Annotated in this window: 19 protein-coding genes and 2 tRNA genes; 4 read left to right on the forward strand and 17 right to left on the reverse strand. The window is 71.7% G+C overall.

What is annotated here, in order from left to right:
• Nucleotides 1–119: 119 nt before the first annotated feature.
• Complete coding sequence (gene lepA / locus ACFW5B_RS26320; protein WP_386444362.1) at nucleotides 120–1,994, reverse strand: translation elongation factor 4; 1,875 nt, start codon at nucleotides 1,992–1,994, stop codon at nucleotides 120–122.
• A gap of 343 nt (nucleotides 1,995–2,337) precedes the next feature.
• Here lepA and rpsT point away from each other — a divergent pair, with 343 nt between their 5' ends.
• Both rpsT and ACFW5B_RS26330 read left to right on the forward strand, forming a co-directional pair.
• A complete protein-coding gene (gene rpsT / locus ACFW5B_RS26325) occupies nucleotides 2,338–2,604 on the forward strand; it encodes a 30S ribosomal protein S20 (RefSeq protein ID WP_085925657.1) in 267 nt (88 codons plus the stop codon).
• A 282-nt stretch (nucleotides 2,605–2,886) separates the two neighbouring features.
• A complete protein-coding gene (locus tag ACFW5B_RS26330) occupies nucleotides 2,887–3,354 on the forward strand; it encodes a hypothetical protein (RefSeq protein ID WP_386444365.1) in 468 nt (155 codons plus the stop codon).
• Nucleotides 3,355–3,583: 229 nt separating this feature from the next.
• Here ACFW5B_RS26330 and holA read toward each other — a convergent pair whose 3' ends face one another.
• Nucleotides 3,584–4,567: a DNA polymerase III subunit delta gene (gene holA / locus ACFW5B_RS26335; RefSeq protein WP_386444368.1), complete on the reverse strand. Its 984-nt coding sequence runs from the start codon at nucleotides 4,565–4,567 to the stop codon at nucleotides 3,584–3,586.
• A 98-nt stretch (nucleotides 4,568–4,665) separates the two neighbouring features.
• Here holA and ACFW5B_RS26340 point away from each other — a divergent pair, with 98 nt between their 5' ends.
• Nucleotides 4,666–4,941 carry a hypothetical protein gene (locus ACFW5B_RS26340; RefSeq protein WP_386444371.1) on the forward strand — a complete coding sequence of 92 codons (276 nt, stop codon included), beginning with the start codon at nucleotides 4,666–4,668 and terminating at the stop codon, nucleotides 4,939–4,941.
• A gap of 149 nt (nucleotides 4,942–5,090) precedes the next feature.
• Here ACFW5B_RS26340 and ACFW5B_RS26345 read toward each other — a convergent pair whose 3' ends face one another.
• From ACFW5B_RS26345 to ACFW5B_RS26385, 9 genes are all read right to left on the reverse strand, one after another.
• Nucleotides 5,091–5,924: an arylamine N-acetyltransferase gene (locus ACFW5B_RS26345; protein WP_386444374.1), complete on the reverse strand. Its 834-nt coding sequence runs from the start codon at nucleotides 5,922–5,924 to the stop codon at nucleotides 5,091–5,093.
• Nucleotides 5,924–6,403 carry an RrF2 family transcriptional regulator gene (locus tag ACFW5B_RS26350; protein ID WP_386444510.1) on the reverse strand — a complete coding sequence of 160 codons (480 nt, stop codon included), beginning with the start codon at nucleotides 6,401–6,403 and terminating at the stop codon, nucleotides 5,924–5,926. Before ACFW5B_RS26350 ends, ACFW5B_RS26345 begins: the two co-directional genes overlap by 1 nt.
• 44 nt (nucleotides 6,404–6,447) lie before the next feature.
• On the reverse strand, nucleotides 6,448–9,456 hold the full coding sequence (locus tag ACFW5B_RS26355; RefSeq protein WP_386444377.1) for a ComEC/Rec2 family competence protein: 3,009 nt from the start codon (nucleotides 9,454–9,456) through the stop codon (nucleotides 6,448–6,450).
• The gene (locus ACFW5B_RS26360) at nucleotides 9,453–10,205 is read right to left on the reverse strand and encodes a helix-hairpin-helix domain-containing protein (RefSeq protein WP_386444380.1); all 753 of its coding nucleotides are present in this window, start codon (nucleotides 10,203–10,205) and stop codon (nucleotides 9,453–9,455) included. The genes ACFW5B_RS26355 and ACFW5B_RS26360 overlap by 4 nt, the downstream gene beginning before the upstream one ends.
• Nucleotides 10,206–10,789: 584 nt before the next feature.
• A complete protein-coding gene (locus tag ACFW5B_RS26365) occupies nucleotides 10,790–11,635 on the reverse strand; it encodes a DegV family protein (RefSeq protein WP_386444383.1) in 846 nt (281 codons plus the stop codon).
• A 397-nt stretch (nucleotides 11,636–12,032) separates the two neighbouring features.
• A complete protein-coding gene (locus ACFW5B_RS26370) occupies nucleotides 12,033–12,839 on the reverse strand; it encodes a hypothetical protein (RefSeq protein WP_386444386.1) in 807 nt (268 codons plus the stop codon).
• A gap of 254 nt (nucleotides 12,840–13,093) precedes the next feature.
• Nucleotides 13,094–15,979 carry a leucine--tRNA ligase gene (locus ACFW5B_RS26375; RefSeq protein ID WP_386444389.1) on the reverse strand — a complete coding sequence of 962 codons (2,886 nt, stop codon included), beginning with the start codon at nucleotides 15,977–15,979 and terminating at the stop codon, nucleotides 13,094–13,096.
• A 312-nt stretch (nucleotides 15,980–16,291) separates the two neighbouring features.
• Nucleotides 16,292–18,250, reverse strand: coding sequence for a protease pro-enzyme activation domain-containing protein (locus tag ACFW5B_RS26380; RefSeq protein ID WP_386444392.1), 1,959 nt, complete (start codon nucleotides 18,248–18,250; stop codon nucleotides 16,292–16,294).
• Between the two features lie 357 nt (nucleotides 18,251–18,607).
• Nucleotides 18,608–18,680 (reverse strand) — tRNA-Ala (locus ACFW5B_RS26385).
• 177 nt (nucleotides 18,681–18,857) lie between these two features.
• Between ACFW5B_RS26385 and ACFW5B_RS26390 the strand changes: the two genes are divergently transcribed.
• Nucleotides 18,858–20,282, forward strand: a complete 1,425-nt coding sequence (locus tag ACFW5B_RS26390) for a glycosyltransferase 87 family protein (protein WP_386444395.1) — start codon at nucleotides 18,858–18,860, stop codon at nucleotides 20,280–20,282.
• A 110-nt stretch (nucleotides 20,283–20,392) separates the two neighbouring features.
• On the opposite strand, the gene ACFW5B_RS26395 is transcribed toward ACFW5B_RS26390, so the two are convergent.
• The 6 genes from ACFW5B_RS26395 to ACFW5B_RS26420 all read right to left on the reverse strand — a co-directional run bounded on the left by ACFW5B_RS26395 (nucleotide 20,393) and on the right by ACFW5B_RS26420 (nucleotide 24,452).
• Nucleotides 20,393–20,626 carry a hypothetical protein gene (locus ACFW5B_RS26395; RefSeq protein ID WP_386444398.1) on the reverse strand — a complete coding sequence of 78 codons (234 nt, stop codon included), beginning with the start codon at nucleotides 20,624–20,626 and terminating at the stop codon, nucleotides 20,393–20,395.
• 3 nt (nucleotides 20,627–20,629) lie between these two features.
• The gene (locus ACFW5B_RS26400) at nucleotides 20,630–20,875 is read right to left on the reverse strand and encodes a hypothetical protein (RefSeq protein WP_386444401.1); all 246 of its coding nucleotides are present in this window, start codon (nucleotides 20,873–20,875) and stop codon (nucleotides 20,630–20,632) included.
• Between the two features lie 220 nt (nucleotides 20,876–21,095).
• A tRNA-Ala gene (locus ACFW5B_RS26405) sits at nucleotides 21,096–21,168 on the reverse strand.
• 111 nt (nucleotides 21,169–21,279) lie between these two features.
• Nucleotides 21,280–21,933 carry a histidine phosphatase family protein gene (locus ACFW5B_RS26410; RefSeq protein WP_386444513.1) on the reverse strand — a complete coding sequence of 218 codons (654 nt, stop codon included), beginning with the start codon at nucleotides 21,931–21,933 and terminating at the stop codon, nucleotides 21,280–21,282.
• Entirely contained in the window at nucleotides 21,930–22,364 is a 435-nt protein-coding gene (gene rsfS / locus ACFW5B_RS26415; protein ID WP_386444404.1) for a ribosome silencing factor, read from the reverse strand. The genes ACFW5B_RS26410 and rsfS overlap by 4 nt, the downstream gene beginning before the upstream one ends.
• A 261-nt stretch (nucleotides 22,365–22,625) precedes the next feature.
• Nucleotides 22,626–24,452, reverse strand: a complete 1,827-nt coding sequence (locus ACFW5B_RS26420) for a LytR C-terminal domain-containing protein (RefSeq protein ID WP_386444407.1) — start codon at nucleotides 24,450–24,452, stop codon at nucleotides 22,626–22,628.
• Between the last annotated feature and the right edge of the window lie 11 nt (nucleotides 24,453–24,463).

The following is a 24,463-nucleotide window of genomic DNA, read 5'->3' on the forward strand; positions in this document are numbered from 1 at the left end:
GCCCCCCGGCCCGGGCGGCCGCGCGGGTCGCCCCCCCCGGTGCCGGCCGGCAAAACCCGGGGGGGCCCCCCCCCCCCCGGGGGGCGGGGCCCCCCCCCGCCGCCGTTACCGGCTCCGCGCTACTTCTTCGCCTTCGCGTCGCCGTCGGAGTCCGAGGACAGCACCGCGATGAAGGCCTCCTGCGGGACCTCCACGCTGCCGACCATCTTCATCCGCTTCTTGCCTTCCTTCTGCTTCTCCAGCAGCTTCCGCTTACGGGAGATGTCACCGCCGTAGCACTTGGCGAGGACGTCCTTGCGGATGGCGCGGACCGTCTCACGGGCGATGACCCGGCTGCCGATGGCCGCCTGGATCGGCACCTCGAAGCTCTGCCGCGGGATCAGCTCCCGCAGCTTGGCGACCAGCCGCACGCCGTACGCGTACGCCTTGTCCTTGTGGCAGATCGCGGAGAACGCGTCGACCTTGTCGCCGTGCAGCAGGATGTCGACCTTGACCAGGTCGGCGACCTGCTCGCCGGTGGGCTCGTAGTCCAGCGAGGCATAGCCGCGCGTCTTGGACTTGAGCTGGTCGAAGAAGTCGAAGACGACCTCGGCGAGCGGCAGCGTGTAGCGGATCTCGACGCGGTCCTCGGAGAGGTAGTCCATGCCGAGGAGGTTGCCGCGGCGGTTCTGGCACAGCTCCATGATCGCGCCGATGAACTCGCTGGGCGCCAGGATCGTGGCCCGCACGACCGGCTCGTGCACCTTGTCGATCTTGCCCGTCGGGAACTCGCTCGGGTTGGTGACCTCGTGCTCGGCGCCGTCCTCCATGTCCACGCGGTAGACCACGTTGGGCGCGGTGGCGATCAGGTCGAGACCGAACTCGCGCTCCAGGCGCTCGCGGATGACCTCCAGGTGCAGCAGGCCCAGGAAGCCGACGCGGAAGCCGAAGCCCAGGGCCGCGGAGGTCTCCGGTTCGTAGACCAGCGCGGCGTCGTTGAGCTGGAGCTTGTCGAGGGCGTCGCGCAGTTCGGGGTAGTCGGAACCGTCCAGCGGATACAGCCCCGAGAACACCATCGGCTTGGGGTCCTTGTAGCCGCCGAGCGGCTCCTCGGCTCCCTTGTTGAGCTGGGTGATCGTGTCACCCACCTTGGACTGCCGGACATCCTTCACACCGGTGATCAGATAGCCGACCTCCCCGACGGACAGCCCGTCGGCGGCCTTCATCTCCGGGGAGTTCGTGCCGATCTCCAGCAGCTCGTGCGCGGCGCCGGTCGACATCATCCTGATGCGCTCGCGCTTGCTGAGCGTGCCGTCGACGACCTTCACGTAGGTCACGACACCGCGGTAGGCGTCGTAGACGGAGTCGAAGATCATCGCGCGGGCGGGGGCGTCCTTGACGCCGACCGGGGCCGGCACCTCGCGGACGACCTTGTCCAGCAGCTCGGCCACGCCGACGCCGGTCTTGGCGGAGACCCGCAGCACGTCCTCCGGCTCGCAGCCGACCAGATTGGCCAGCTCGGCGGCGAACTTCTCGGGCTGCGCGGCCGGCAGGTCGATCTTGTTGAGGACGGGGATGATCGTGAGGTCGTGCTCCATCGCCAGGTACAGGTTGGCGAGGGTCTGGGCCTCGATGCCCTGGGCGGCGTCGACGAGCAGGATGCAGCCCTCACACGCGGCGAGCGAGCGGGAGACCTCGTAGGTGAAGTCGACGTGGCCCGGGGTGTCGATCATGTTGAGGATGTGGGTGGTGCCACTGTCCTCCTCGCCCTCGGAGGGGCTCCAGGGCAGCCGGACCGCCTGGGACTTGATCGTGATGCCGCGCTCGCGCTCGATGTCCATGCGGTCGAGGTACTGCGCGCGCATCTGCCGCTGGTCGACGACACCGGTGATCTGGAGCATCCGGTCGGCGAGCGTCGACTTGCCGTGGTCGATGTGCGCGATGATGCAGAAGTTACGGAGGAGGGCCGGATCGGTACGGCTCGGCTCCGGCACGTTCGTAGGGGTCGCGGGCACGCAGGGTCCATTCAGTGAACGCGGGTAGGCGGGACTCGGTTGTGTGACGTCACCCCCATCGTCCCATGAGCGAGGGGCTCGGTCCGGTTTGGGCGGGGGCGGGGGCGGGATCGGGGGGTCGTTCGGGGCTTCGGGGGGCTTTGGGGGCCTGTGGGGGCGGCTCCGGCGGGCGGTTTACGCGAGGCCCGGTGGTGGTTCGGCACCGGTCCGGCGTGCTCGGGCGGTGGTCCGGTCCGGTTTGGGAGGCCGTGGACCGTGCTGGTAGCCTGGTCCACTGCGCTTCGTGCCCTCTCTCGTACGAGGTGCAACTCGAAACTCCAACGAACCTGAAAAGGCTCTTTTCGTGGCGAACATCAAGTCCCAGATGAAGCGGATCAAGACGAACGAGAAGGCTCGTCAGCGCAACAAGGCTGTCAAGTCCACTCTGAAGACCGCGATCCGTCGCACCCGCGAGGCCGTGGAGGCCGGTGACCTGCAGAAGGCCGCCACCGCCCAGGCCGAGGCCGCCAAGAAGCTCGACAAGGCCGTCAGCAAGGGTGTCATCCACAAGAACGCCGCCGCCAACAAGAAGTCGGCGCTGGCGAAGAAGGTCGCGTCCCTCAAGGGCTGACCTTCCCCCGGAGGAAGGTCCTCGGCCCGTCCGGGCCCGATCTTCGATCCACCGCAATACCAGAGCAGTAACCCTGCCGACAGGGATTCAGCGGCCCCTCTCTCCGCTCCTGGCCGGTGCACCACCGCGCCGCACGCGGCCTGCGTTCGCCACGCGGGTGCGGCGCATCCGGCTCACCCGGCGGCCACCACCGCCGACGAAGCCACAACAGCTTGATACCGAAAGCCCCGCTTTTCCTCCTTCCCCGGGAGTGAGGCGGGGCTTTTGGGTTGGTGGGGATCCGTGCTGTTCGCGACCGGCGGTTTCTCCTCCGATCCCACCCCCGATCTCGCGGGCTACGGCTACACCAGTGATCTGTGCGCGGACACCTCGATGACCGCGTACTCCTCCACCTGGCTCTCCAACACGGCCACGCTGCACAAGAAGACCGACCCCGGTCCCGAATTCGCCGACAGCTACCGCTCGTACGAGAAGCAGGACTCCTCCGTCGGCTACCGCGTCGAGGCGGTTCCGGGCCTCGGCGACGAGGCTTTTCTGGTGACCCGGAAGGACGACGGCAGCACGAACTCCGGCTCCTCGTATGTGCTCCTCGGTGTCCGGGACGGCTGGATGACGTACCAGTCGACCTGGTCGAGCTATGCGTCGAGCCGCGGCTCCACCAAGCCACCGACCACGGACGAGATCGCGACGATGCTGAAGAACAGCGCCACGGAGACGCTCAAGCGGCTGCAGAACTCACGGTCCCGGTGAGGGGCGTGCGTTCGGTGGGTGCGTGGCGGGTGGGGTGGGTGCGTCGCGGGTGCGGTAGTGCGTCACCGGCGGGCCCACTGCGGCTGCGCGGACCCGCCGCCCGAGCCCCCGGGCACAGCCGGTTCGTCGAGGCGCCGGACGCGGTTTCGCCGCTGCCTCAGCCGCGGCCGGGCAGATGGCCGTTGCCCGGCTACCGACTCACCACAACCGAGCCGCCCGGCTCCCGCCCTCACCGCGACCGGGCCGCCCTGGCGATCGTCACGACGGCCTTCTCCAAGGCGTACTCGGGATCGTCCCCGCCGCCCTTCACCCCCGCGTCGGCCGCCGCCACCGCGCGCAGCGCCGTCGCCACACCGTCCGCCGACCAGCCGCGCATCTGCTGCCGTACCCGGTCGATCTTCCAGGGCGGCATACCGAGGTCGCGGGCGAGGTCGCCGGGACGGGCGCCGCGGGGGGCGGAGGCCAGCTTGCCGATGGCGCGGACGCCTTGGGCCAGCGCGCTGGTGATCATGACGGGGGCGACACCGGTGGCGATCGCCCAGCGCAGCGCCTCCAGCGCCTCGGCGGCCCGGCCCTCGACGGCTCGGTCGGCGACGGTGAAGCTCGATGCCTCGGCCCGGCCCGTGTAGTAGCGCGCGACGACGGCCTCGTCGATCGTGCCCTCGACGTCGGCGGTCAACTGCGCACAGGCCGATGCCAGCTCACGCAGATCGCTGCCGATCGCATCGACCAGCGACTGGCAGGCCTCGGGCGTCGCCGAACGCCCCGTCGCACGGAACTCGCCCCGTACGAACGCCAGCCGGTCGGCCGGCTTGGTCATCTTGGGGCAGGCCACTTCCCGCGCCCCGGCCTTACGGGCGGCGTCCAGCAGGCCCTTCCCCTTGGCGCCGCCGGCATGCAGCAGCACCAGCATGATCTCCTCGGCGGGCGAGCCGAGATACGCCTTGACGTCCTTGATCGTGTCGGCGGACAGATCCTGGGCGGAGCGCACGATCACGACCTTGCGCTCGGCGAAGAGCGAGGGGCTGGTCAGCTCGGCGAGGGTGCCGGGCTGCAGCTGATCGGGGGTGAGGTCGCGCACATCGGTGTCCGCGTCCGCCGCCCGGGCAGCCGCCACCACCTGCTGCACCGCGCGGTCCAGCAGCAGGTCTTCCTGGCCCACCGCGATCGTGACGGGGGCGAGCGGGTCATCGTGAGCTGTCTTCCTGGCCATCGCGGTCCAGCATCCCACGTGCCACTGACACCCCGGCCCGGCCCGCTCACCGCCCCCTGCCGGACCGGACCACCCGCCCGCTGTCGGACAATGGCCCGGTGAATGATGCGGCCCCCCACCACCCCGAGGTACGACCCGTGCGCCATGTACTGGTGCTGCCCGACCGCGATGCGGCGGAAGAGGTCGCCGACGCCCTGACCGAACGCTTCGGCGTCACCGAGGAGCCCCAGCTCGTACGGGATGCCCTGGCCGGTGAGGACGACGCCGAGGACGCGCAGTGGCTGGTGGTCGTCGAGGACCCGGACGCCGCCCACGACCCGGCGCGGCTGCACGACCTCGCGGAGGAGTACGAGGGCTGGCTCGAGGCCGAGTAACGCGTTGACCCGCGCGCCGGGCTCATTCGGACAACGGGCCCCGGCTCCCGTTCGCACGACGGGCCCCGGCTCCCGTTCGCACGACGGGCCGCCCCGCCTCCCACTCCGGGACGACGGCAGCGCGAGCCTGGGACCCCTCCGGATTCCCTCTACCCGCTACGGAACTCGCTACGGTGCCCTTGGGCTCCCGTCCCGGTCTGCGACGGCCCCGCACCGCCCACCACGGGCTCCCGGTCCAGCACGATCCCGAAGTGCTCCCGGTAGGCGGCGAGGACCTCGTCCGCCCGCAGCGAGCGCTCCTCGCGTCCGCCGTCCAACGTGCTGGTCACCAGCGTCCGGCCGGAGAGCGTGATCCGACCGGTCTCCGTCAGCCGCGAGCACACCAGGGACCGGGTGAAGTGCGACTTGGGTGAGGTGCGGTTCCACCAGCAGCCGACCTCGAAGTCCGGGTACGCACGCGGACGTTGCTCAAGGCGGTACTGCGGCGAGCCGTTCCGCAGAACGTCAAGATCACCCTCCGCCGTCTCCTCGATCCGGAACTCCCCGGCGGGGTCGGTCTGCTCGGCACGGCTGTCCCAGCGCAGCGGAAAGTGGCTGTGCCGGCCGAAGCCGACATCCGCAAGCCACGGCCCGTGGGTGGTCCGGACCCGCAGCGCGAGATGGTCGTACGGAATCCCGAGCTGCCCGTCCGGGCCGAACACGCGGGCGGACAGCAGCTCGACGTCATAACCGAGCGCGCCCAGCAGCATGGCGAACGCCCCGTTGAGCTCATAACAGAAGCCGCCGCGCCGAGCACCGACGATCTTGTCGAGCAGCGGCTGCTCCGCGAGCACGATCTCCTCGCCGAGGTGGATGGAGAGGTTCTCGAACGGGACGGTACGCAGATGGCTGAGGTGCAGTGCACGCAGCGCTTCGGCGTCGGGGGAGGCGGGCCGGCGGGCGCCGATCCGGTCCAGGTAGGCGTCAGTGCCAGCGGTGTCCATCAGGCGTGCGTCCTCTCCGCAGCAAACCAGCGGCGGGTCCGTTCCGCCGCCGAGGCGGGCGTACCGGCGAGCACCTCGGCAAGGGTCTGCGCGGCCAGCTCACGCCGCCAGGCCAGCTCGGCCCTGCGCATCGCCGTGGAGATGCCACAGGGTCGCCCGAACTCCCTGCCGGGCGCCGCCGCGCCGGTCCCTCGCCGACGGATTTCGGTACACCGGAAGGCGTCGTCGGTGCCCTCGATGGCCGCGACGACGTCCATGAGGGTGATCCGCTCCGGCGGCCGTGCCAACTGGAAACCACCCCGCACTCCGGGCGTGGAACGCAGAATCCCGGCCCGGACCAGCGCCTGCAGCCGCTTGTTCAGGTAGGGCGCCGGCAACTCGAAGGAAGCCGCCAGCCGAGCGGTGGACACGGGGCCGTCTTCTTCGAGCCAGGCCAGCGTCACACAGCAGTGCAGGCCCCATTCGACGCCTTCACTCATCCTCACAATCTGGAGTCTACAGATCCTGATTCGACGACTTCCCTCTATTTTTCCGTCCCCGGCGGGCCCCTCTGCGGGGCCCGCCGATTGCCTCCCGGAGAGCGAGCGAGTACGGCTCCGGCTGTGCCGCCGGGGGGGCCTGGCCGGCGTCCCAGGTCATTTTCCGGGTGGTGTCTTGGGGGGCTCCTCGGGTGACGTGTCAGGTGACGGTTGTCGTGAGCGCGAGGACGGCTTCTGAGGCGGCGGTTGCCCGCCGCACGCATGCCGGCTCCACGCACAGCGGGATGCGTAGGGGCCCGGATTCTGGGGCTGCCGGCCCGGAATGCCACGCCCCGGTGGCCGGTGACCGTGGCGGAGAGCCCGGCCGCGGTGCCGAGGACCGCGATGGCTCCGTCGGTGTCCGTACGCAACACCCGGGCGCCCTGGGCACGGAGCGCCTCGATGGTGCGGGGCGCCGGATGCCCGTACGGGTTGTCCGCACCGCAGGAGACCAGCGCCAGGCGCGGCGCCAGCCGGTGTATCAACGGCGGGTCCTGGTAGGCGGAACCGTGGTGCGCCACCTTCAGGACATCGACGCCGCCGAGCTCGGGATGTGCCGCGAACAGCCCCCGCTGTGCGGGCGGTTCGAGGTCACCGAGCAACAGCATGGTGAGCCCTCCCGTACGGACGAGCAGAGTGACACTGGCGTCGTTGGGACCGTCGAGGGCATCGGGGTCGCTGGGAATGTCAGGGCTGCCGGGGCTGCCGGGGCCGGGAAAGTCCGGCGGGGCGGGAGGCCAGAGGACCTCCCAGGTCAGCGGGCCCAGGTGGCGGCGCTCCCCCGGTGTGGCCCGGACGATCGGTACCCGGGCCGCGGCAGCCGTACTGCGCACGAACTGCGCCTGCCCCGGGGGATCTTGCAGGGTCGTGGTCTCGATCGCGCCGACCGAACGCCCGCGGAGCGCCCCGGGAAGCCCGTCCACATGGTCGGCGTGAAAGTGCGTGAGAACGAGGAGAGGAATGCGGCGGACGCCCAGGTCGGTCAGGCAACGGTCGATGGCCTGCGGCTCGGGCCCGGTGTCCACCACCAGTGCCGTACCGTCGCCGGCTGCCAGCACCAGGCCGTCGCCCTGCCCGACGTCGCAGACCACTGCTCGCCAGCCCGGCGGGGGCCAGCCGGTGAGGACGCGGGTGAAGGGGACGGGGCGGCACACCGCGAGGATCAACGCCAACGCGCAGAGCACACACAACCAGGGACGACGCAGCACCCTGCGCCCGACGGGCACCAGCACCACCACGGCGGCCGCCAGCGCCAGCCCACCGGCCCAGCCGCCCGGCCAGGCGAACTCCGCCCCCGGCAGCGCCGCTCCCGTACGGGCGACACCGGCGATCCACTCGGCGGGCCAGCCCGCGCACCACGCCACCGCCTGGGCGGCCGGTGGCACGACCGGCGCGGCGGCGAGGGCCGCGAAGCCCAGGACCGTCGCGGGCGCCACGGCCAGTTCGGCCAGCAGATTGCAGGGCACGGCGACCAGGCCCACCCGGGCCGCCAATACGGCAACGACCGGCGCACAGACCGCCTGGGCTGCGGCCGCGGCGGCGATCACCTCGGCGAGGCGGGGCGGCACCCGACGCCGCTGAAGTGCGGCGCTCCAGCGTGGCGCGAGCAGCAGCAGCGCGCCGGTGGCCAGGACGGAGAGCAGAAAGCCGTAACTGCGGGCGAGCCAGGGATCGTAGAGAACCAGCAGCAGGACCGCGGCGGCGAGTGCGGGGAGCAGGGAACGGCGGCGGCCGGTGCCGATCGCGAGCAGGGTGATCAGGCCGCAGGCGGCGGCCCGCAGCACGCTCGGGTCCGGGCGGCACACCACGACGAAGGCGAGGGCGAGCGCGCCGCCGATGACCGCCGTACCGCGCAGCGACAGCCCCACACGCGGCGCCAGCCCACGACGCTCGGCACGCGCCGCCAGATGCGGCGGCCCGATCAACAGCGCGAGCACAATCGTCAGATTGCTGCCGGACACCGCGAGCAGATGCGTCAGATCGGTGGCGCGGAAGGCATCGTCCAGATCCGGCGGCACACGCGAGGTGTCCCCCACCACCAGGCCGGGCAACAGCGCTCGGGCATCCGGACGCAGCCCGTCGGTGGCCTCCCGCAGCCCGGCACGCAGACTCCCCGCCAACCGCTGCAGCGCGTCCGGCGCCTGCACCTTGACCGGGGGCTCGCCGGCCGTGACGCGCAGCACGGCGGCCACCTGATCACCCGACGACAGCGGCGGTGCCGCACGCGCCACGACCCGAATCCGCGTCGACGGCAACAGACCCCGCCATTCCGGCACGATGCCCGCATGAGCCGCGGCCCGGCCATCGGCTCGGCCGTTGGCCCGCTCGTCCGCCCGGTGATCGTCTCCGTAGCCACCTGCGCCGCTCTCCCCTCCGCCGGGCTGCTGGACGACCGCCAGGGCCGGCGTGCGGACAGCGGTGACCTCGCCGTCCGGCGCCGTGACGCGGACGGCATCGGCCGGGAACACCAGGGCCGGGGGCGTGCGTTGAGAGCCCCGCACCTTGGGCCGGGTCAGCCGTGGATCACCGGTCACCTCCAGGTCCACCGTGATCCGCGCGTACTGCTCCGCGAGGGCCGGAAGCGGCCCACGCCGCAGGTCAGAGGCGTGCAGCGCGGCGGACGCAGCCCCCGCCGCGGCGCAGAGCAACACCCCGGCCAAGGCCACGAACGCACCCGCCGACCGGAAGCGGAGATCTCGGCGACGGGACGGCTCCGCGCCTCGCCGACCGTCGTCGGCACACGGAGCAGCACCGGGCCGCTCCTCCACCTCTGGCTCCCGCTCCGCCCTGCGCCGAACTGCAGCCACCCGTAACGCGATGCCCGCCAGCACCACTGCCACGCCACATACCGCTGCCACTCCCCCGCCCGGGACCCCCAGGCCGATCGCCGCGGCCGCCCAGGCCGCCAGCGCGGGCACGACGAGCCGCAGATCGGCCGGGCCCTCCTGCTGCGGGTCCGAGGCACCGTGCGGTGACGCCGCCGTGGCATGCACAGTGGGGCGGTGGCTGGTCATGGCACCACCAGGGGGCGCAGATCGGCGAAACGACGGTCTCCGATGCCGGTCACCTGACGGAGTTGGTCCACCGAGGTGAACCCGCCGTGCCGGGTACGGAATTCGACGATGTGACGGGCCAGGACGGGGCCCACTCCGGGGAGGGAGTCAAGCTGCTGCTCGGTCGCCGAGCTGAGGCTGACCGGTCCGCCAGGACCGCCCCCGGCGCCCGGCGGCCCACTCCCCGACGCCCCGCCGGCACCGACGTCGGCAGCACCTCCCCCGCCCCCGGCCCCACCACCAGCTGCGTGAGCGGCGCCGGCCGTACCGGGCGCGCCAACCACGATCTGTTCGCCGTCGGTCAGCAACCGCGCCCGGTTGAGCCCGCGGATGTTCGCCCCGTGCAGCACACCACCCGCGGCCCGCAAGGCATCGATCACCCTCGATCCCGCCGGCATCCGCTGGATTCCGGGGCGCCGCACCTTGCCCGTGACATCGACGACCAGTTGTCGCCCCGCATGCCCCGGCGAGCCATGCGCCGCCGCGGTCGCGGACGATGACGCGGACGGCGGCGACGGTTCCCGGGAGTCGGGTCCGGACGCCTCTCCGGCCCGTTCGGCGGCCGGGGCTCGTACCGGCTCGGGACGGCCCGCCCAGAAGTGCTGCACGGCGAATCCCACAGCCACCACGAGCACCAGGACCAGAGCAGCGAGCGCTCTCGGATCGGTGCCGCACCGTAACTGCACCCACAGCGGCAGCCGTTCACGCACGGCACACCACACCCGGCCCCCACGGCGTCCACCCGGCGGATCATGCCCAGGAGACGACAAACCGGCCTCGGCCGCGCCCCCCGCCTCGCCAAAGATCGCCGCGACTCGGGCCCGCACCCGCTCTCGCTCCTCGTCCTGTGGGTCCGCCCGACGGGACGGGGCGGCGGCCTCGCTCGAAGCGGCGAGGCCCGAGGCGGAACCCGGGGCAGAAGAGGAAACGGAAGGAGTGGTACTCGCCGAGGGGCCGGAGGAAGCCGCAAGTCCCGAGAAACCCGATGGGGCCGTATTCGGGCCCGAATCCCACGTCGGTCCCGAACCCCAACCAGGCACCCGAGCCCAACTCGGCGCCGAAGCCGTGCCCATAGCCATATCCGGCGGCCAAACCGTAGCCGGAAATGCAGCCGGAATCACCCCCGGCCCCAATACCCCCGCCGAGTCCGGATATCCCCGTGAAACAGATCGAGAAGAGTTCATACGGCGACGCTAAGCACCCCGCGCAGATCTCGCTGAGCGGGCTCAAATCCGGTGGACAGAGCCCCAGTTGTGGATAACTCCGTCACCCACAGGGCACCCCACCGCCCCTCTCAGCGCGGCGAAACCACAACCCCCAGCAGCCCCGGCCCCGTGTGCGCGCCGATCACCGCGCCCACCTCGCTCACATGCAGCTCATTGAGCCCGGGTACCCGCTCCCGGAGCCGCTGCGCCAGGGCCTCCGCGCGCTCCGCCGCGGCAAGATGGTGCACCGCGATATCGACCTGTCCCTCGCCCGCCCGCTCCGCGGCGATCTCCTCGAGCCGCGCAATGGCCTTGGACGCCGTACGGACCTTCTCCAGCAGCTCGATCCGTCCACCGGCCAGTTGAAGGAGCGGTTTGACAGCGAGCGCGGAGCCGAGCAGCGCCTGCGCCGCACCGATCCGGCCGCCGCGGCGCAGATAGTCGAGGGTGTCGACATAGAAGTATGCGGAGGTGGCCTCGGCGCGTTTCTCCGCGGCGGCGACGGCGTCGTCCATGTCCCCGCCGGCCTCCGTCGTCTCTCCGGCCGCGAGGGCGCAGAAGCCGAGAGCCATCGCCACCATCCCGGTGTCCACGACACGTACGGGCACCGGAGCGTCCTTGGCCGCCAGCACCGCCGCGTCATAGGTGCCGGAGAATTCCGAGGAGAGGTGGAGCGAGACGATGCCGGCGGCACCGGTCGCCGCGACCTTGCGGTAGGTCTCCGCGAACGTCGTGGGGCTGGGCCGGGAGGTCGTCACCGGCCGGCGCTTCTGCAGCGCCTGGGCGAGGGATCTCGCGGAGATTTCGGTGCCCTCTTCCAGGGCCTGGTCCCCCAGGACGACGGTCAGTGGTACGGCCGTGATGCGGTGACGCTCGATAGCCGCCCGCGGCAAGTAGGCCGTGGAATCGGTGACGATCGCGACATGGCGGGACATGACAGGGAGGTTATCCGGGGATCCGGACGCCGCACAGTGCGGGCCCCTCCCCAAGATCCTCCAGGTTTACCCAAGGCTCTGCCAAGAGGCCCGCGCAAGGCATCGCCAGTACCCGGGAGCGACTGCCGAGCCCCGGTCTGCGGGGTCCACGCGACCAGGTCAAGGCCTTCTGGCGGCCCTCGCCTGTGCGACGCCCCCGCGCCGTCGTCGTCCGCGCCCCCGCTGTCGGCCTCCTCCAAACCGGCGGAAGCTGCCCGCATCCTCGGCGCCCAGAAGGAGGAGGTTTCCGGCTCTCCCCCGGGGCCCCGCCCCACCCCCACCCCACCCCTCCACCTGCCCCTGCGGCCTCACCCGGTCAGAGCCTCCCCGGTCGTGGCCGTCTCCCCCAGTCATCCGCTCATCTGCTCGTGTCCTCCGTCCGCGGCGTCTTCTGCCACGGGTAGGAGGGCTGGGTGCGCGGGTCCCTGGCGGTGATCGCCGGCGGGTCCTCGGGCGTCGGTCCCCAGGTGCGGCCGGCGGCATCCGAAGGGCCGCCCGCGGCGCCGGCCGGAGTCTGTCCCTCCGGCTGCTGCGCTCCCCCGCGGTTCTGCGGCTCGCCCGGTGCCGCGCCCTCCGGGCGGCCCGGTACGGGGTCCCGCAGCGGGTCCGCGGCGTCCTCGGGGCGGGTCCAGTGCCGCAGCGCCCCGGCCTCCACATCGATCTGGTCGCTCAGCGAGGCCAGATCGTCTTCCGCGAACTTGCGCGCGCGGTCGCGGGCGGCCCAGCGCAGCGACTCCGCGGAGTGTGTGATCCGCTCCAGGCGCTCGCGGAGCTCCGGGAGACGGGTGGCGATGGTGGCCCGGTCGGGTTCGCGTTCGAGCCGCTTGAGCTCGTCGTCCAGCTCATGGCCGTGCGCGCTCAGGCGCTGGAAGAGGCCGATCGCCTCACCGAGGGACGCGTCGTCGGGCGATCCTCCCTGGAGCACGTCCTGGGTGGCGCGCATGGAGGTGCGCAGGGAGAGCCGCAGCTGTGCCAGTTCGCCGACCACGCCGGGCTGGGCCACCTGCCGGGCCCGGAGGGTGGTGTCCTCGACGGTGCGGCGCGCCTGGGCGACCGTGCGGTCCACTCCGCGTTTGGCCGCCTGGAGCGCCTTGACCGTCACGAAGACCCCGGCCAGAACGAACAGCACGAAGAGCAGTCCGATGATGGCGACGGCGGCTTCCATGGGCTCTCCCCAGACGTGTCGGCGGCGCCGGTTTCCGGCCTGCGCCCTGTACCTCCACGGTAAACGGCTCGGGCAGGCCGCGGGTTCCGGAAGAACCCCCAACCTGCCCGTAGGGGAAAGCCCCCATGGCGCTCACGGAGCCCCGGCGGTGCGGGACCGGAGTGGCCCCAGACCGGCCGGTGCGACACCGGCGGGGTGCGTGCCGAAGACCCGCTGCGGGGCGCCCGGGAGCCGGTCCGGGCGCCCGCCGGTGGTCACGCAGGAACGATGTTCACCAGCTTCGGCGCCCGGACGATGACCTTCCGGATGCCCGCACCGTTCAGCGCCGCGACCACGGCCGGCTCGGCCAGCGCCGCCGTCTCCAGGTCCGCGTCGGAGATCGACGGGGCGACCTCCAGGCGCGCCTTGACCTTGCCCTTGATCTGCACGACGCAGGTCACGGTCTCGTCCACGACGTATGCCGGGTCGGCCACCGGGAAGTCCGCGTACACCACGGAGTCGGTGTGGCCCAGCTTGCGCCACAGCTCCTCGGCGATGTGCGGCGCCAGCGGGGCGATCAGCAGCACCAGTTGCTCGGCGACCGTGCGCGGAACGGGGGTGCCCGCCTTGGTCAGGTGGTTGTTCAGCTCGGTCACCTTGGCGATGGCGGTGTTGAAGCGCAGGTTCGCCATGTCCTGGGTGACGCCGTCGACCGCCTTGTGCAGGGCGCGCAGGGTGGCCTCGTCCGGCTCGCTGTCGACGACGGTGACCTCGCCGGTCGCCTCGTCGACGACATTGCGCCACAGGCGCTGCAGCAGGCGGTACTGGCCGACGACGGCCCGGGTGTCCCACGGGCGCGAGACGTCCAGCGGGCCCATTGCCATTTCGTACAGGCGCAGGGTGTCCGCACCGTACTCGGCGCAGATCTCATCCGGGGTGACCGCGTTCTTCAGGGACTTGCCCATCTTGCCCAGGACGCGGCTGACCTTCTCGCCCTGGTGGTAGTAGCCGCCGTCGCGCTCCTCGACCTCGGCGGCCGGGACGGCGATGCCGCGGCTGTCCCGGTAGACGAAGGCCTGGATCATGCCCTGGTTGTACAGCTTGTGGAACGGCTCGGAGGACGCGACATGTCCCAGGTCGTGCAGCACCTTGGACCAGAAGCGGGCGTACAGCAGGTGCAGTACGGCGTGCTCGGCGCCGCCCACGTACAGGTCGACGCCACCGGCCGGCTGCCCCTCGCGCGGGCCCATCCAGTACTGCTCGATCTCCGGGTCGACCAGCGCGTCCCCGTTGCGGGGGTCCAGGTAGCGCATCTCGTACCAGCACGAACCGGCCCAGTTGGGCATGGTGTTGGTCTCGCGGCGGTAGCGCTTGATGCCGTCGCCCAGGTCCAGGTCGACATGGACCCATTCCTCGTTGCGGGACAGCGGGGTCTCCGGCTGGGTGTCGGCGTCGTCCGGGTCGAAGGTCCGCGGGGAGTAGTCCTCGACCTCGGGCAGCTCCAGCGGCAGCATCGACTCGGGCAGGGCGTGCGCCACACCGTCCTCGTCGTAGACGATCGGGAACGGCTCACCCCAGTAGCGCTGTCGGCTGAACAGCCAGTCGCGCAGCCGGAAGTTGACGGTGCCCTCGCCGATGCCCTGGCCGGCCAGCCACTCGGTGATCTTCGCCTTGGCCTCGGTCACGCCCAGACCGTCCAGCGAGATGTCCGCACCGGACGAGTTGACGATCTTCGCGTCATACGAGGCGAAGGCGTCGTCCCAGGTCGAGGGGTCGGTGCCGCGGTCGTCGGACGGCTCGACGACACAGCGCATCGGCAGCTCGAAGGCGCGGGCGAAGGCGAAGTCACGGCTGTCGTGGGCGGGCACGGCCATGATCGCGCCGGTGCCGTAGCCCATCAGGACGTAGTCGGCGATGAAGACCGGGACCTGCTCGCCGCTGACCGGGTTGGTCGCGAACGCGCCGGTGAAGACACCGGTCTTGTCCTTGGCCTCGGCCTGCCGCTCGACGTCCGACTTGGAGGCGGCCTGCTTGCGGTAGGCGGCAACGGCGTCGCCGGGGGTGGCGTGGCCGCCGGTCCACACGTCGTGGGTGCCCTCGGGCCAGGCGTCCGGGACCAGGGAGCCCGCGCCGTTGTCGGCGCCGGCGACCAGCGGGTGCTCGGGGGCCAGCACCATGTACGTCGCGCCGAACAGGGTGTCCTGGCGGGTGGTGAAGACGGTGATCTTGTCATCGCCCACCGGGAAGTCGACCCGGGCGCCCTCGGAGCGGCCGATCCAGTTGCGCTGCTGCAGCTTGATGGCCTCCGGCCAGTCCAGCGCGTCCAGATCGTTCAGCAGCCGGTCGGCGTAGGCGGTGATGCGCATGTTCCACTGGCGCAGCTTGGCCTTGAAGACCGGGTAGTTGCCGCGCTCGGAGCGGCCGTCGGCGGTGACCTCCTCGTTGGCCAGCACCGTGCCCAGTCCGGGGCACCAGTTGACCGGTGCGTCGGAGGCGTACGCGAGGCGGTACTCGCCCAGGATGTTGGCCCGCTCCAGGGGGCTCAGCGCGCTCCAGGCCCGGCCGTCGGGGGTCGGGCGGGTGCCGGCCTCGAACTGCGCGACCAGGGTGTCGATCGGGCGGGCGGCGTCCGCGTCCGGGTCGTACCAGGAGTTGAAGATCTGCAGGAAGATCCACTGGGTCCACTTGTAGTACGCCGGGTCGATCGTCTCGACCGAGCGGCGCCGGTCGTGGCCCAGGCCCAGGCGGCGCAGCTGGCGCCGCATGTTGACGATGTTGGCCTCGGTGGAGACCCGCGGGTGGGTGCCGGTCTGGACGGCGTACTGCTCGGCGGGCAGGCCGAAGGCGTCGAAGCCCAGGGTGTGCAGGACGTTGTGGCCCGTCATGCGCTGGTGGCGGGCGTAGACGTCGGTGGCGATGAAGCCCAGGGGGTGTCCGACGTGCAGGCCGGCGCCGGACGGGTAGGGGAACATGTCCATGATGAACTTCTTGGGGCGGGCCACCCGCTCGGCGTCGCCGGCCAGGTCGCCCTTCGGGTTCGGGGCCTCGTAGGTCCCGTTCGCCTCCCAGACGTCCTGCCAGCGTGCCTCGATGTCGGCGGCCAGCGCGGCCGTATAACGGTGCGGCGCTGCGACCTCGGCAGCGGTGGTCGTCTCGCTCATCGTCCTCAAAGCTCCATCGATCGTCTCTGCCGGCGGAAACGCACCGGATCCCGGCACGCCGGAAACAAAAAGACCCCTCGCACAGGAGGGGAAGCCGCGCCGATTCCGACGGGTTCTGTCATCCGTCGGTACTGATCAGCGCGGCCCGCTAAGCAGAAGGCGTACGGCACGCATGGCGTCAGGGTACCGCAGGGCGTCCGGGGCCCGCGCTGAGGATTACCCCAACCCGGGCCCCGCCCCCTGTTACCCCGTCCTCCTACCGCCGCGCCACCGGGCACGGCCGGTGCGGGGAGGCGGTGCCGTGCCCCGGCGTCAGGGGCGGTAGGAGCTCACGTAGCCGGCGCCCGGCGTGCCCACGCCGGTGACGTCGTCGTAGCCGACGACGGCGTGCAGCGAGCTGTCCTTGCCGAGGCTGCGCAGCGAGGTCGTGGTGCCCTTGCTCGCGTCGGTGCCGTTGACGTAGTCGACGCGGACGACCGCCAGGTCACGGCCCGCACCGAGCGGGTGATCGGTGACGTCGTGGTAGGCGGCGGTGCCGTAGCGCTGGTAGATGCCGGGGTTGGCGAAGCCGAGGGCGACGCCGTGCCGGGCCTGCTGGGCGAGCGCCTGGACGCCCGCGATCACCGGGGCGGCCAGTGAGGTGCCGCCGATGCGGTACTCGTCGTAGCCGAGCTTCCCGTCCGGCAGGGTCTGGGTCTGGCCGACCAGGAAGCCGGTGTTGGGGTCGGCGACCGCGGCGATGTCCGGGACGGTGCGCATCGCGCCGCCGCCGTTCGCCTTCGCGAGCCCGTCCGGGACGACTCCGCGCTGGTAGAAGGGCTGCGTGACGGTCTTGCTGGTGCCGCCGCCGGCCCCGCCGTTGAAGGCGCCGGGGAAGCCGGTCCAGTCGTTGCCGTCCTTGGAGAGCACGGCCTTCCGGGTGCCCCAGCCGGTCTCCCACCGGTACGCGTCGTGCTTGCCGACGGCCAGAGAGGTGCCGCCGACGGCGGTCACCCAGGCGGAGTTCGCCGGTGTGTCGACCTGCTTGGTGCCGGTGTTGTCGACCTCGTCACCGTTGTCGCCGGAGGAGAAGTAGAAGCCGATGCCCTGCACCGCGCCCTGCTGGAAGAGCTGGTCGTAGGCGGCGGCCACGTCCGGGGTCTCGTTCGCCTCGAGGTCGCCCCAGGAGTTGGAGACGATGTCGGCGAGGTGCCCGTCGACGATCTTGCCGAGCGAGTCCAGCAGATCGTCGTCCATGCAGGAGGCGCCGCCGACGTAGACGATGTCGGAGTCGGGGGCGACGGCGTGGACGGCCTCGACGTCGAGGGTCTCCTCGCCGTACCAGCCGGCCGCGCCGCACTCCTTGATGTGCGTGTAGCGCTCGGGAAGGACCTGGGAGAGCTGACCGCGGCGGTAACGGGGGTCGCCGTTACGGGCGGCGTAGGTGTCCGCGTCCCGGGCGATGGTCGGCGAGGCGTAGGCGTCGGTGATCGCGACGGTGACGTTCTTGCCGGTCCACTTCTTCGCCCCGTAGGCGGCGCGGAGCTGCTTGCCCGTGTATCCCTTGATCGCGTACGGCGCCTTGTGCCCGTAGGCGGACGGCAGCGTCTTGTCGGTCCGGGAGCCGTAGTACGAGGAGAACGGGCCGGAGTTGCGGAAGACGCCTTCCGGCGGTGGCAGTTCGCCGGAGTGGTGCCGGGCCAGGCGCGGTGCGTTGTCCAGGCCGGTGACCGTCAGCACCGCGCCGCCCAGGGAGGCGGGAGCGGAGGCGGTGGTCGACGGGGCGTGGTAAGTGTGCCCGCTTTTGCGGTAGTTGTGCAGGTCGGTGGCGAAGGCGCGCTCGGCGGCGGCCGCGTCGCCCTTGACCGTCAGATACCGGTTGGTGGTGCCGGTGACCGTCAGACCGGACTTCTTCAGCCAGCCGGTCACCTTGGCTATCTGGTCGTGCGTCGCGCCATAACGGGCACGCACCTGCGCGGGGCTCAGATATTTCCCGTACGCGGCGGAGTGCGGGTCGGACACGGCACGCGCGTGGTCCGCGAGGCCCTTGGCGTCGCGGCCGGCCAGGTAGACGCGGGCGGTGACGGCCGTGGAGGCGGAGGTGGCGCCCTGGTCGGCCTGCCGGGTGGCCCACAGCGGCTTGGTGCCCCGCAGCGCGTGCCGGCCGCCGTCGTGGCCCGCGGCGTCTGCGGCGGGCGCACCGAGCGCGAGCGCACCGGCGACCAGCGGCAGCGTCGCTGCCCAGGCGAGACCGGCGCGGGCGCGCGGTGATCTGGTGCGGCTTGATCTCATGTAACCCCCTGTGTGGCGATGCGGTGCGCTGCGGGGTGCCGCGCTGCGCGGCGGGCCGGTGTGCGGCACCGCACGAGCGGTGAATGCGTGAGAGGTCACGCCCACGCGATTGCGCGCCACTCTTTCGGTGAACTGTTCATGTCAGGGACATGCGATCACCAAGATGAGCCCAAGGAACGACAAGGACTGGTCAGGAATGGGCGCGGAGCGAACGCTCAACTCGCCATAACGGACCCGCCGCTGACCGGACATCAGCGCGGCCCGGCGGAACCGGCACCGGTCGCACCCCCGGGCACCCGGTCCGTGTACGCACGACAAAGCAGGCCGCCCGTATTGGACGACCTGCTCCGTTCATTGTGGAGCTAAGGAGAATTGAACTCCTGACCTCCTGCATGCCATGCAGGCGCTCTACCAACTGAGCTATAGCCCCGTGTTCTGTTTTCCGCCCGGTTCCCCGCTGCGGCATCGCCTACATTACACGGACCTCCCCGGCTTCTGCCAAATCGTTCTGCCGGAGGCCCTTCGGCTCGTTCCACCAGGACCGTTTCCGCACGATGCGCGGTACTGTCGGCGGCCTGTGCCCGATTCGTCCTGGGGAGCGTGCGCCGTGACCGCGCTGGAGCTGGAGCAGTCCACCGAAGCCGGCGGCGCCCACCCCGGCGGCGGCCTCGTCCGCCGGCACCCCACCCTCACGGCGGCGCTCGGCTGTCTGGTCTCCTTCGCCGCCTTCTGGACCGTGCAGCGCCTGCTGCACGCGACGATGATCGACCTGATGGTCTACCGCGCCGAGGGCTTCACCGTCCGCAACGGCGCGTCCCTCTACGACATGGTGGCGACCTCGGCGCACCTGCCCAATACCTACCCGCCCTTCGCCGCCCTGGTGTTCACCCCGCTCACCCTGCTCGGGGTCCCGGCGATGCGCACCGTCGCCACGGCCGGCAACCTGCTGCTGCTCGTCGGCGTCGTCCACCTCTCCCTACGGCTGACCGGCCTGCCCCGGCGGCTCCCCCGGCCCGCCGCGACGTTCGCGGTCTCCGCGCTGCTGGTGTGGTGCGAGCCGGTCTGGACGACGCTGCGCTACGGCCAGATCAATCTGCTGATCGCCGTCCTGGTGCTGTGGGATCTCACCCGCCAGGACAGCCGGCGGTTCGCGGGCATCGGCATCGGGCTCGCGGCGGGCCTGAAGCTGACCCCGGCGCTGTTCGCGGTGTTCCTCGCGCTGGCCGGTCTCGTCCGCGCCGGGCAGCTGCTCCGCTCCGGCACGGGGGTCCGCGCCGCCTGGAACCCCTGGCTGCGGCAGGCCGTCGTCGCCACCGCCACCTTCCTGGCCACCGCGCTGCTCTCCGCGCTCGCGCTGCCCCGCGACTCCCACCGCTTCTGGACCGAGATCGTGTACGCCACCGACCGGGTCGGCGAGGTGGAGATCACCGCGAACCAGTCGCTGCGCGGCGTCCTCGCCCGGCTGCTGCACACCCACGACCCGGGCGCCGCCTGGCTCGTGGCCGCCGGTCTGACCGGGGCGCTCGGGCTGGCACTGGCGGTCGGGGCGCTGCTGCGCGGACAGCGCGCCTGGGCGGCCGTCGCCTGCGCGATGACCGCGCTCCTGGTCAGCCCGATCTCCTGGTCCCACCACTGGGTGTGGTGCGTACCGGTGCTGGTCCTCCTCGGCTCCGAGGCACTGCACCGGACGGGCGCCGCGGCCCGCCGGTGGTGGGTGACGGGCGGCGTACTGGGGCTGCTCTTCTGCTCGTTCGCGCTGTGGTGGGTGCCGCACCGCTGGCATCACCACGAGGAACTGCACCAGAACGGCCTGCAGATGCTGCTCTCCGCGGGCTATCCGCTCGCCGGTCTCGCGCTGCTGGCCCTGACCGCGGCCCGGTTGTGGCGGCTCCGGGAACGGTCGGGGCAGGGCGGCGCGCGTCCGTCCGCCGAAGCCCGCGTCGGTGTCCGAACCGTGCGTATGTACCGGGGATGTGACCGACCGTCTCATATCCGCCCCAACGCCCCCCGCCCCGGCGGCAGTTCCGCGTGACCGGAACCGTTCGGAGCCGCCCGGAAGTGTCCGTAGCCGCCCCGAGTTGCCTGAAACGGCGTCAAGGAGGAGGTGCGCTCGTGCGGTGGCCCCGGGGGACGGTGGGCCGGTCAGGCCGTGACGAACGAGTAGAAGCGCTTCAGCGTGCAGTGCTCGTCCAGCAGTCGCCCGTAGATCGGCTCCCCGTCGAGTTCCCGGTAGGTCTCGATGGGGTCGCCTTTTATGACGAGGGCGCGGGCGCATTCCTCGCACCAGTACTGGTAGTCCGTGTTGACGGGTTCCATGTCCCGGACGATCGGCGTACCACTGCCGCACCAGTCACATTTCCTGCTGTGGGCGCCCATCCATCAGCTCCAACTGTGGCCGCAGGCCGTACAAACGAAGGAAACGCCCCCGTTGTCACCCAGCACCTGTGCGACATGGGAGGAGCCGCACGAGGGGCACTGCAGGGCGGTGACGCCACTGCTGCACACGGAGACGGGGCCGCCAACGGGGCAGGTGAAGCGGAGCGCGTATTCCGGCAGCCAGTCATGGCCCTGCGCCTCGGCCACTTCGAGCAGGTCATTGACCTCCTCGAGGATGCTCGTGGGCATCGCGATCTCTCCTCCCCTGCCGGCGCCGTCCGATTCTGCCACGGACCGGGGGCCCGCACAGGCCCGCCTTTCGCGCCACCCTGGCCGACGACAGCGCCTTGCGCGGCGCCCCCGGCGACGGCGGCCGAGGGCGCCCCACCAGGAGAGCGCACGCCCCGGCACAGCGGTCCGTACAACGAGAAGATCCCGCCTCCATCAGGAGACGGGATCATCCGGGTTGTGGAGCTAAGGAGAATTGAACTCCTGACCTCCTGCATGCCATGCAGGCGCTCTACCAACTGAGCTATAGCCCCGGGTCTTGTTCCGCTCCCCCGGGTTTCCCCCGGCGGCGCCGCGAACAAGAAGAACTTTAGCCTGCGACCTGCCCAGATGTGAAATCCGGGGGCCGGACCGCTCGGGCGGGCTCAGTCGTCGTCGCCGAGCACCGGCTCCGGCAGGGTGCCGGCGTTGTGCTCCATCAGGCGCCAGCCGCGCGCGCCCTCGCCCAGCACGGACCAGCAGCAGTTCGACAAACCACCCAGGCCCTCCCAGTGGTGGGCCTCCAGACCGAGCAGCCGCCCGATGGTGGTGCGGATCGTGCCGCCGTGGCTGACCACGACCAGGGTGCCGTTCTCGGGGAGCTTGTCGGCGTGGTTGAGGACGACGGGGGCGGCCCGGTCGGCGACCTCGGTCTCCAGCTCGCCGCCGCCGCGGCGCACCGGCTCCCCGCGCTTCCAGGCGGTGTACTGCTCCCCGTACCGCGCCAGGATCTCGTCGTGCGTCAGCCCTTGCCAGGAGCCCGCGTAGGTCTCCCGCAGGGCCGCGTCATGCGTCACCTCGAGCCGGGTCAGCGCGGCCAGCTCGCCCGCCGTCGCCGCGGCCCGCTGCAGGTCGGAGGCGACGATGGCGTCCGGTCCCAGGGCGGCGAGCAGCCGGGCGGCGCGCCGCGCCTGGGCGACGCCCGCCTCGGTCAGCTCGATGTCCGTGGAGCCCTGGAAGCGGCGCTCCAGATTCCAGGCGGTCTGGCCGTGGCGCCAGAGGACGATGCGGCGACCCTGGCCGCTCCTGGTGGCGTTCAGAGCAGCTCACCGTCCTGATCGCCGGCCGTGGCGTCGGCGTGCGCCGCGGCCTTGCCCCGGGTGGCCTTGGCCTCCTCGGGGAGGTCGATCTCGGGGCAGTCCTTCCACAGGCGCTCGAGCGCGTAGAAGACGCGCTCCTCGCTGTGCTGGATGTGCACCACGATGTCGACGTAGTCGAGCAGCACCCAGCGGGCCTCGCGGTCGCCCTCGCGGCGGACCGGCTTGGCGCCGAGGTCCTTGTTGAGGCGTTCCTCGATCTCGTCGACGATCGACTTGACCTGGCGGTCGCTGGGCGCCGAGGCCAGCAGGAAGGCGTCGGTGATCGAGAGGACGTCACTGACGTCGTACGCGATGATGTCGTGCGCGAGCTTGTCGGCAGCGGCCTGGGCGGCGGCGTTGATGAGCTCGATGGAGCGGTCCGTGGCGGTCACAAGCGGCTTTCCGGTTCGAGGGCAGCCTCTCCGGCCGGGCAGGGGCGCTCGCTCGCTGCGGAACCGCGGCGCGCGCCGCGGAGTCCCCATGGGCAACCGGATCGGCGGTCAGGTACCCCTCAAGGGTCTCACGGACCGCCGACACTCCCGGCTGTGTTTTCGAACCCACCGGCCGGACCCGGCGTCCGGGCCGGTCAGCGCCGGGGCCGGGCCGCCGGGACCGGCCGGCCGCCATCGGCCCGGCCGGCCGCGCCCGGCCCGTCAGCCCTGGTAGTCCCGCCCCAGCAGCACGGTGATGTCGGCGTTCGAGGCGCCCTTGCCCTGCCGGACCGCGGTGCCCGGCAGCCCCAGTGTCTTGGCGACCTCCACGGCCTTGGTCTTCTGGGCGGCGTCCGCGTAGGTGATCCGGGAGGCGGTGGCCGCACCGGCGATGCCGCCGTCGACGAAGCTGTAGCCGCCATTGAGCAGCGCCACCTGCGCCTTGCCGGAGGCGGCCCGGTTTCCGGTGGCGTTACGGACCGCGACCCGGGCGGTCGCGTCGGGGGCGGTCTTCTTGACCGTGCCGCCGAGCACGTCCTTGACCACACGTGCCGAGGTCGTCCGGCTGAGCGTCCCGTTCGCCTGCACGGGCAGCAGGGTGGTCCGGTAGGCGCCGGTCTTCGCCAGCTCCGCGCGCTGCGCCAGCGAGCTGCCCAGCTGGGCCTCGGTGAGCGGTGGGTCGAGCACCTGGAGCAGCGTCTTCACGGTGGTGGTGGCGCCGTCGGCGTCGCTGGAGACCTTCTTCAGGGTCGCCTGCATGACCTGGCCGAACCGCTGCAGCTGCCTGGTCTGCGGCTCGCCCGGCCCCAGGTAGGTGGCGTAGGCGACGGCGGCCTGGCCGCTGAGGTCCTGGGCGGTGCCCTGCTTGACGACCGGGGAGGCGCCCTTCTTGGCGCCGGGGACCGTGGCGTCGGTGTCGAGCGTGATCCCCCCGACCGTCTCGACGAGGTTCTCCAGGTACGGGGTGTCCAGCCGCCAGCTGGCCTTGAGGTCGGCGCCGAGGAGGCTGTTGAGGGAGTCCCGGGTCGGCTCGGTGCCCTCGTCCTTGACGGACTTGCCGAGCGTCGTGGTGGAGCCGTCGTCCTTGGAGACGAGGAGGCTGTTGGGCAGGAGGACGGTGGTGCCCTTGTGGGTGGTCTCGTTGTCCACCAGCAGCGCCGTCGAGCTGTTCCCCGTCTTGGTGTCCCGCAGATGGACGACGAGGACATCGCGCTTCTGTCCGGCGCCCGCGGCCGCCGCGTCGGCGCCCGGCCCAGCCATGCCCGGCAGCTTGCCCGCCCACCACAGATAGCCGACACCGCCGGCCGCCAGCAGGGCCAGCACCACGGACAGCGCGACGATCCGGCTGCGGCCGCGCCGCTTGGCCTCCTCGCGCCGCTCGGTGCGGCTCTCGGTGAACTTCAGCCAGTCGATGACGTCTTCGGAGTCCTCGTCCGGCTCCTCGATGAAGTCGAACTGCTCGGTGCGGTAGTCGGGGCCGCCATCGGGCCCGCCGGAACCGCCCGCGGCCTCCGGCCCGCCGGTGTCACCGGCCGGCGCGCCGCGCTGCGCCGGCGGCCGGGGCGCGCCGTCCCGGCGCTGCGGGGCGGGCTCCTCGTAGCGGGGCTGCTCCCCGTAGGAGGGCTGCTCGTACGGGGACTGCTGGGCCTGCTGCGGGATCCACTCCTGCTGGTGCGGGGGCTCCTGCTGCGCGGGGCCGTACGGGTCGTACTGCTGGGGATAGCCGGTCCGGGCCTGCGCCTGCTGCTGCCCGTAGGCGTCGCAGCCGTACTCCGGCTGCGCCTGGTAGGACTGCCGGCCGCCCTGGTAGTCCTGCGCGGCCCGGCCGGTCTGATGGCCGCCGTAGGGGTCGTAGCCGTCATAGGCCGACGCCGCGGCCTGCTGCCCGTACGCGTCGTAGTGCTGGTCGTACGCCGGCTGGGCGGCGTCGTGGTACACCGGCTGCCCGTAGGCGTCGTAGGTGTAGCCCGGCTGCCCGTGCCGCTCCTGGGCATACGGGTCGTGGGCGTACGGGTCCTGCGGCCCGTACGGATCCTGTCGGTCGCTCACCGGTGCCCCTT

Source organism: Streptomyces sp. NPDC058773 (assembly GCF_042746015.1).
In the GTDB taxonomy this organism is placed as follows: Bacteria; Actinomycetota; Actinomycetes; order Streptomycetales; family Streptomycetaceae; genus Streptomyces.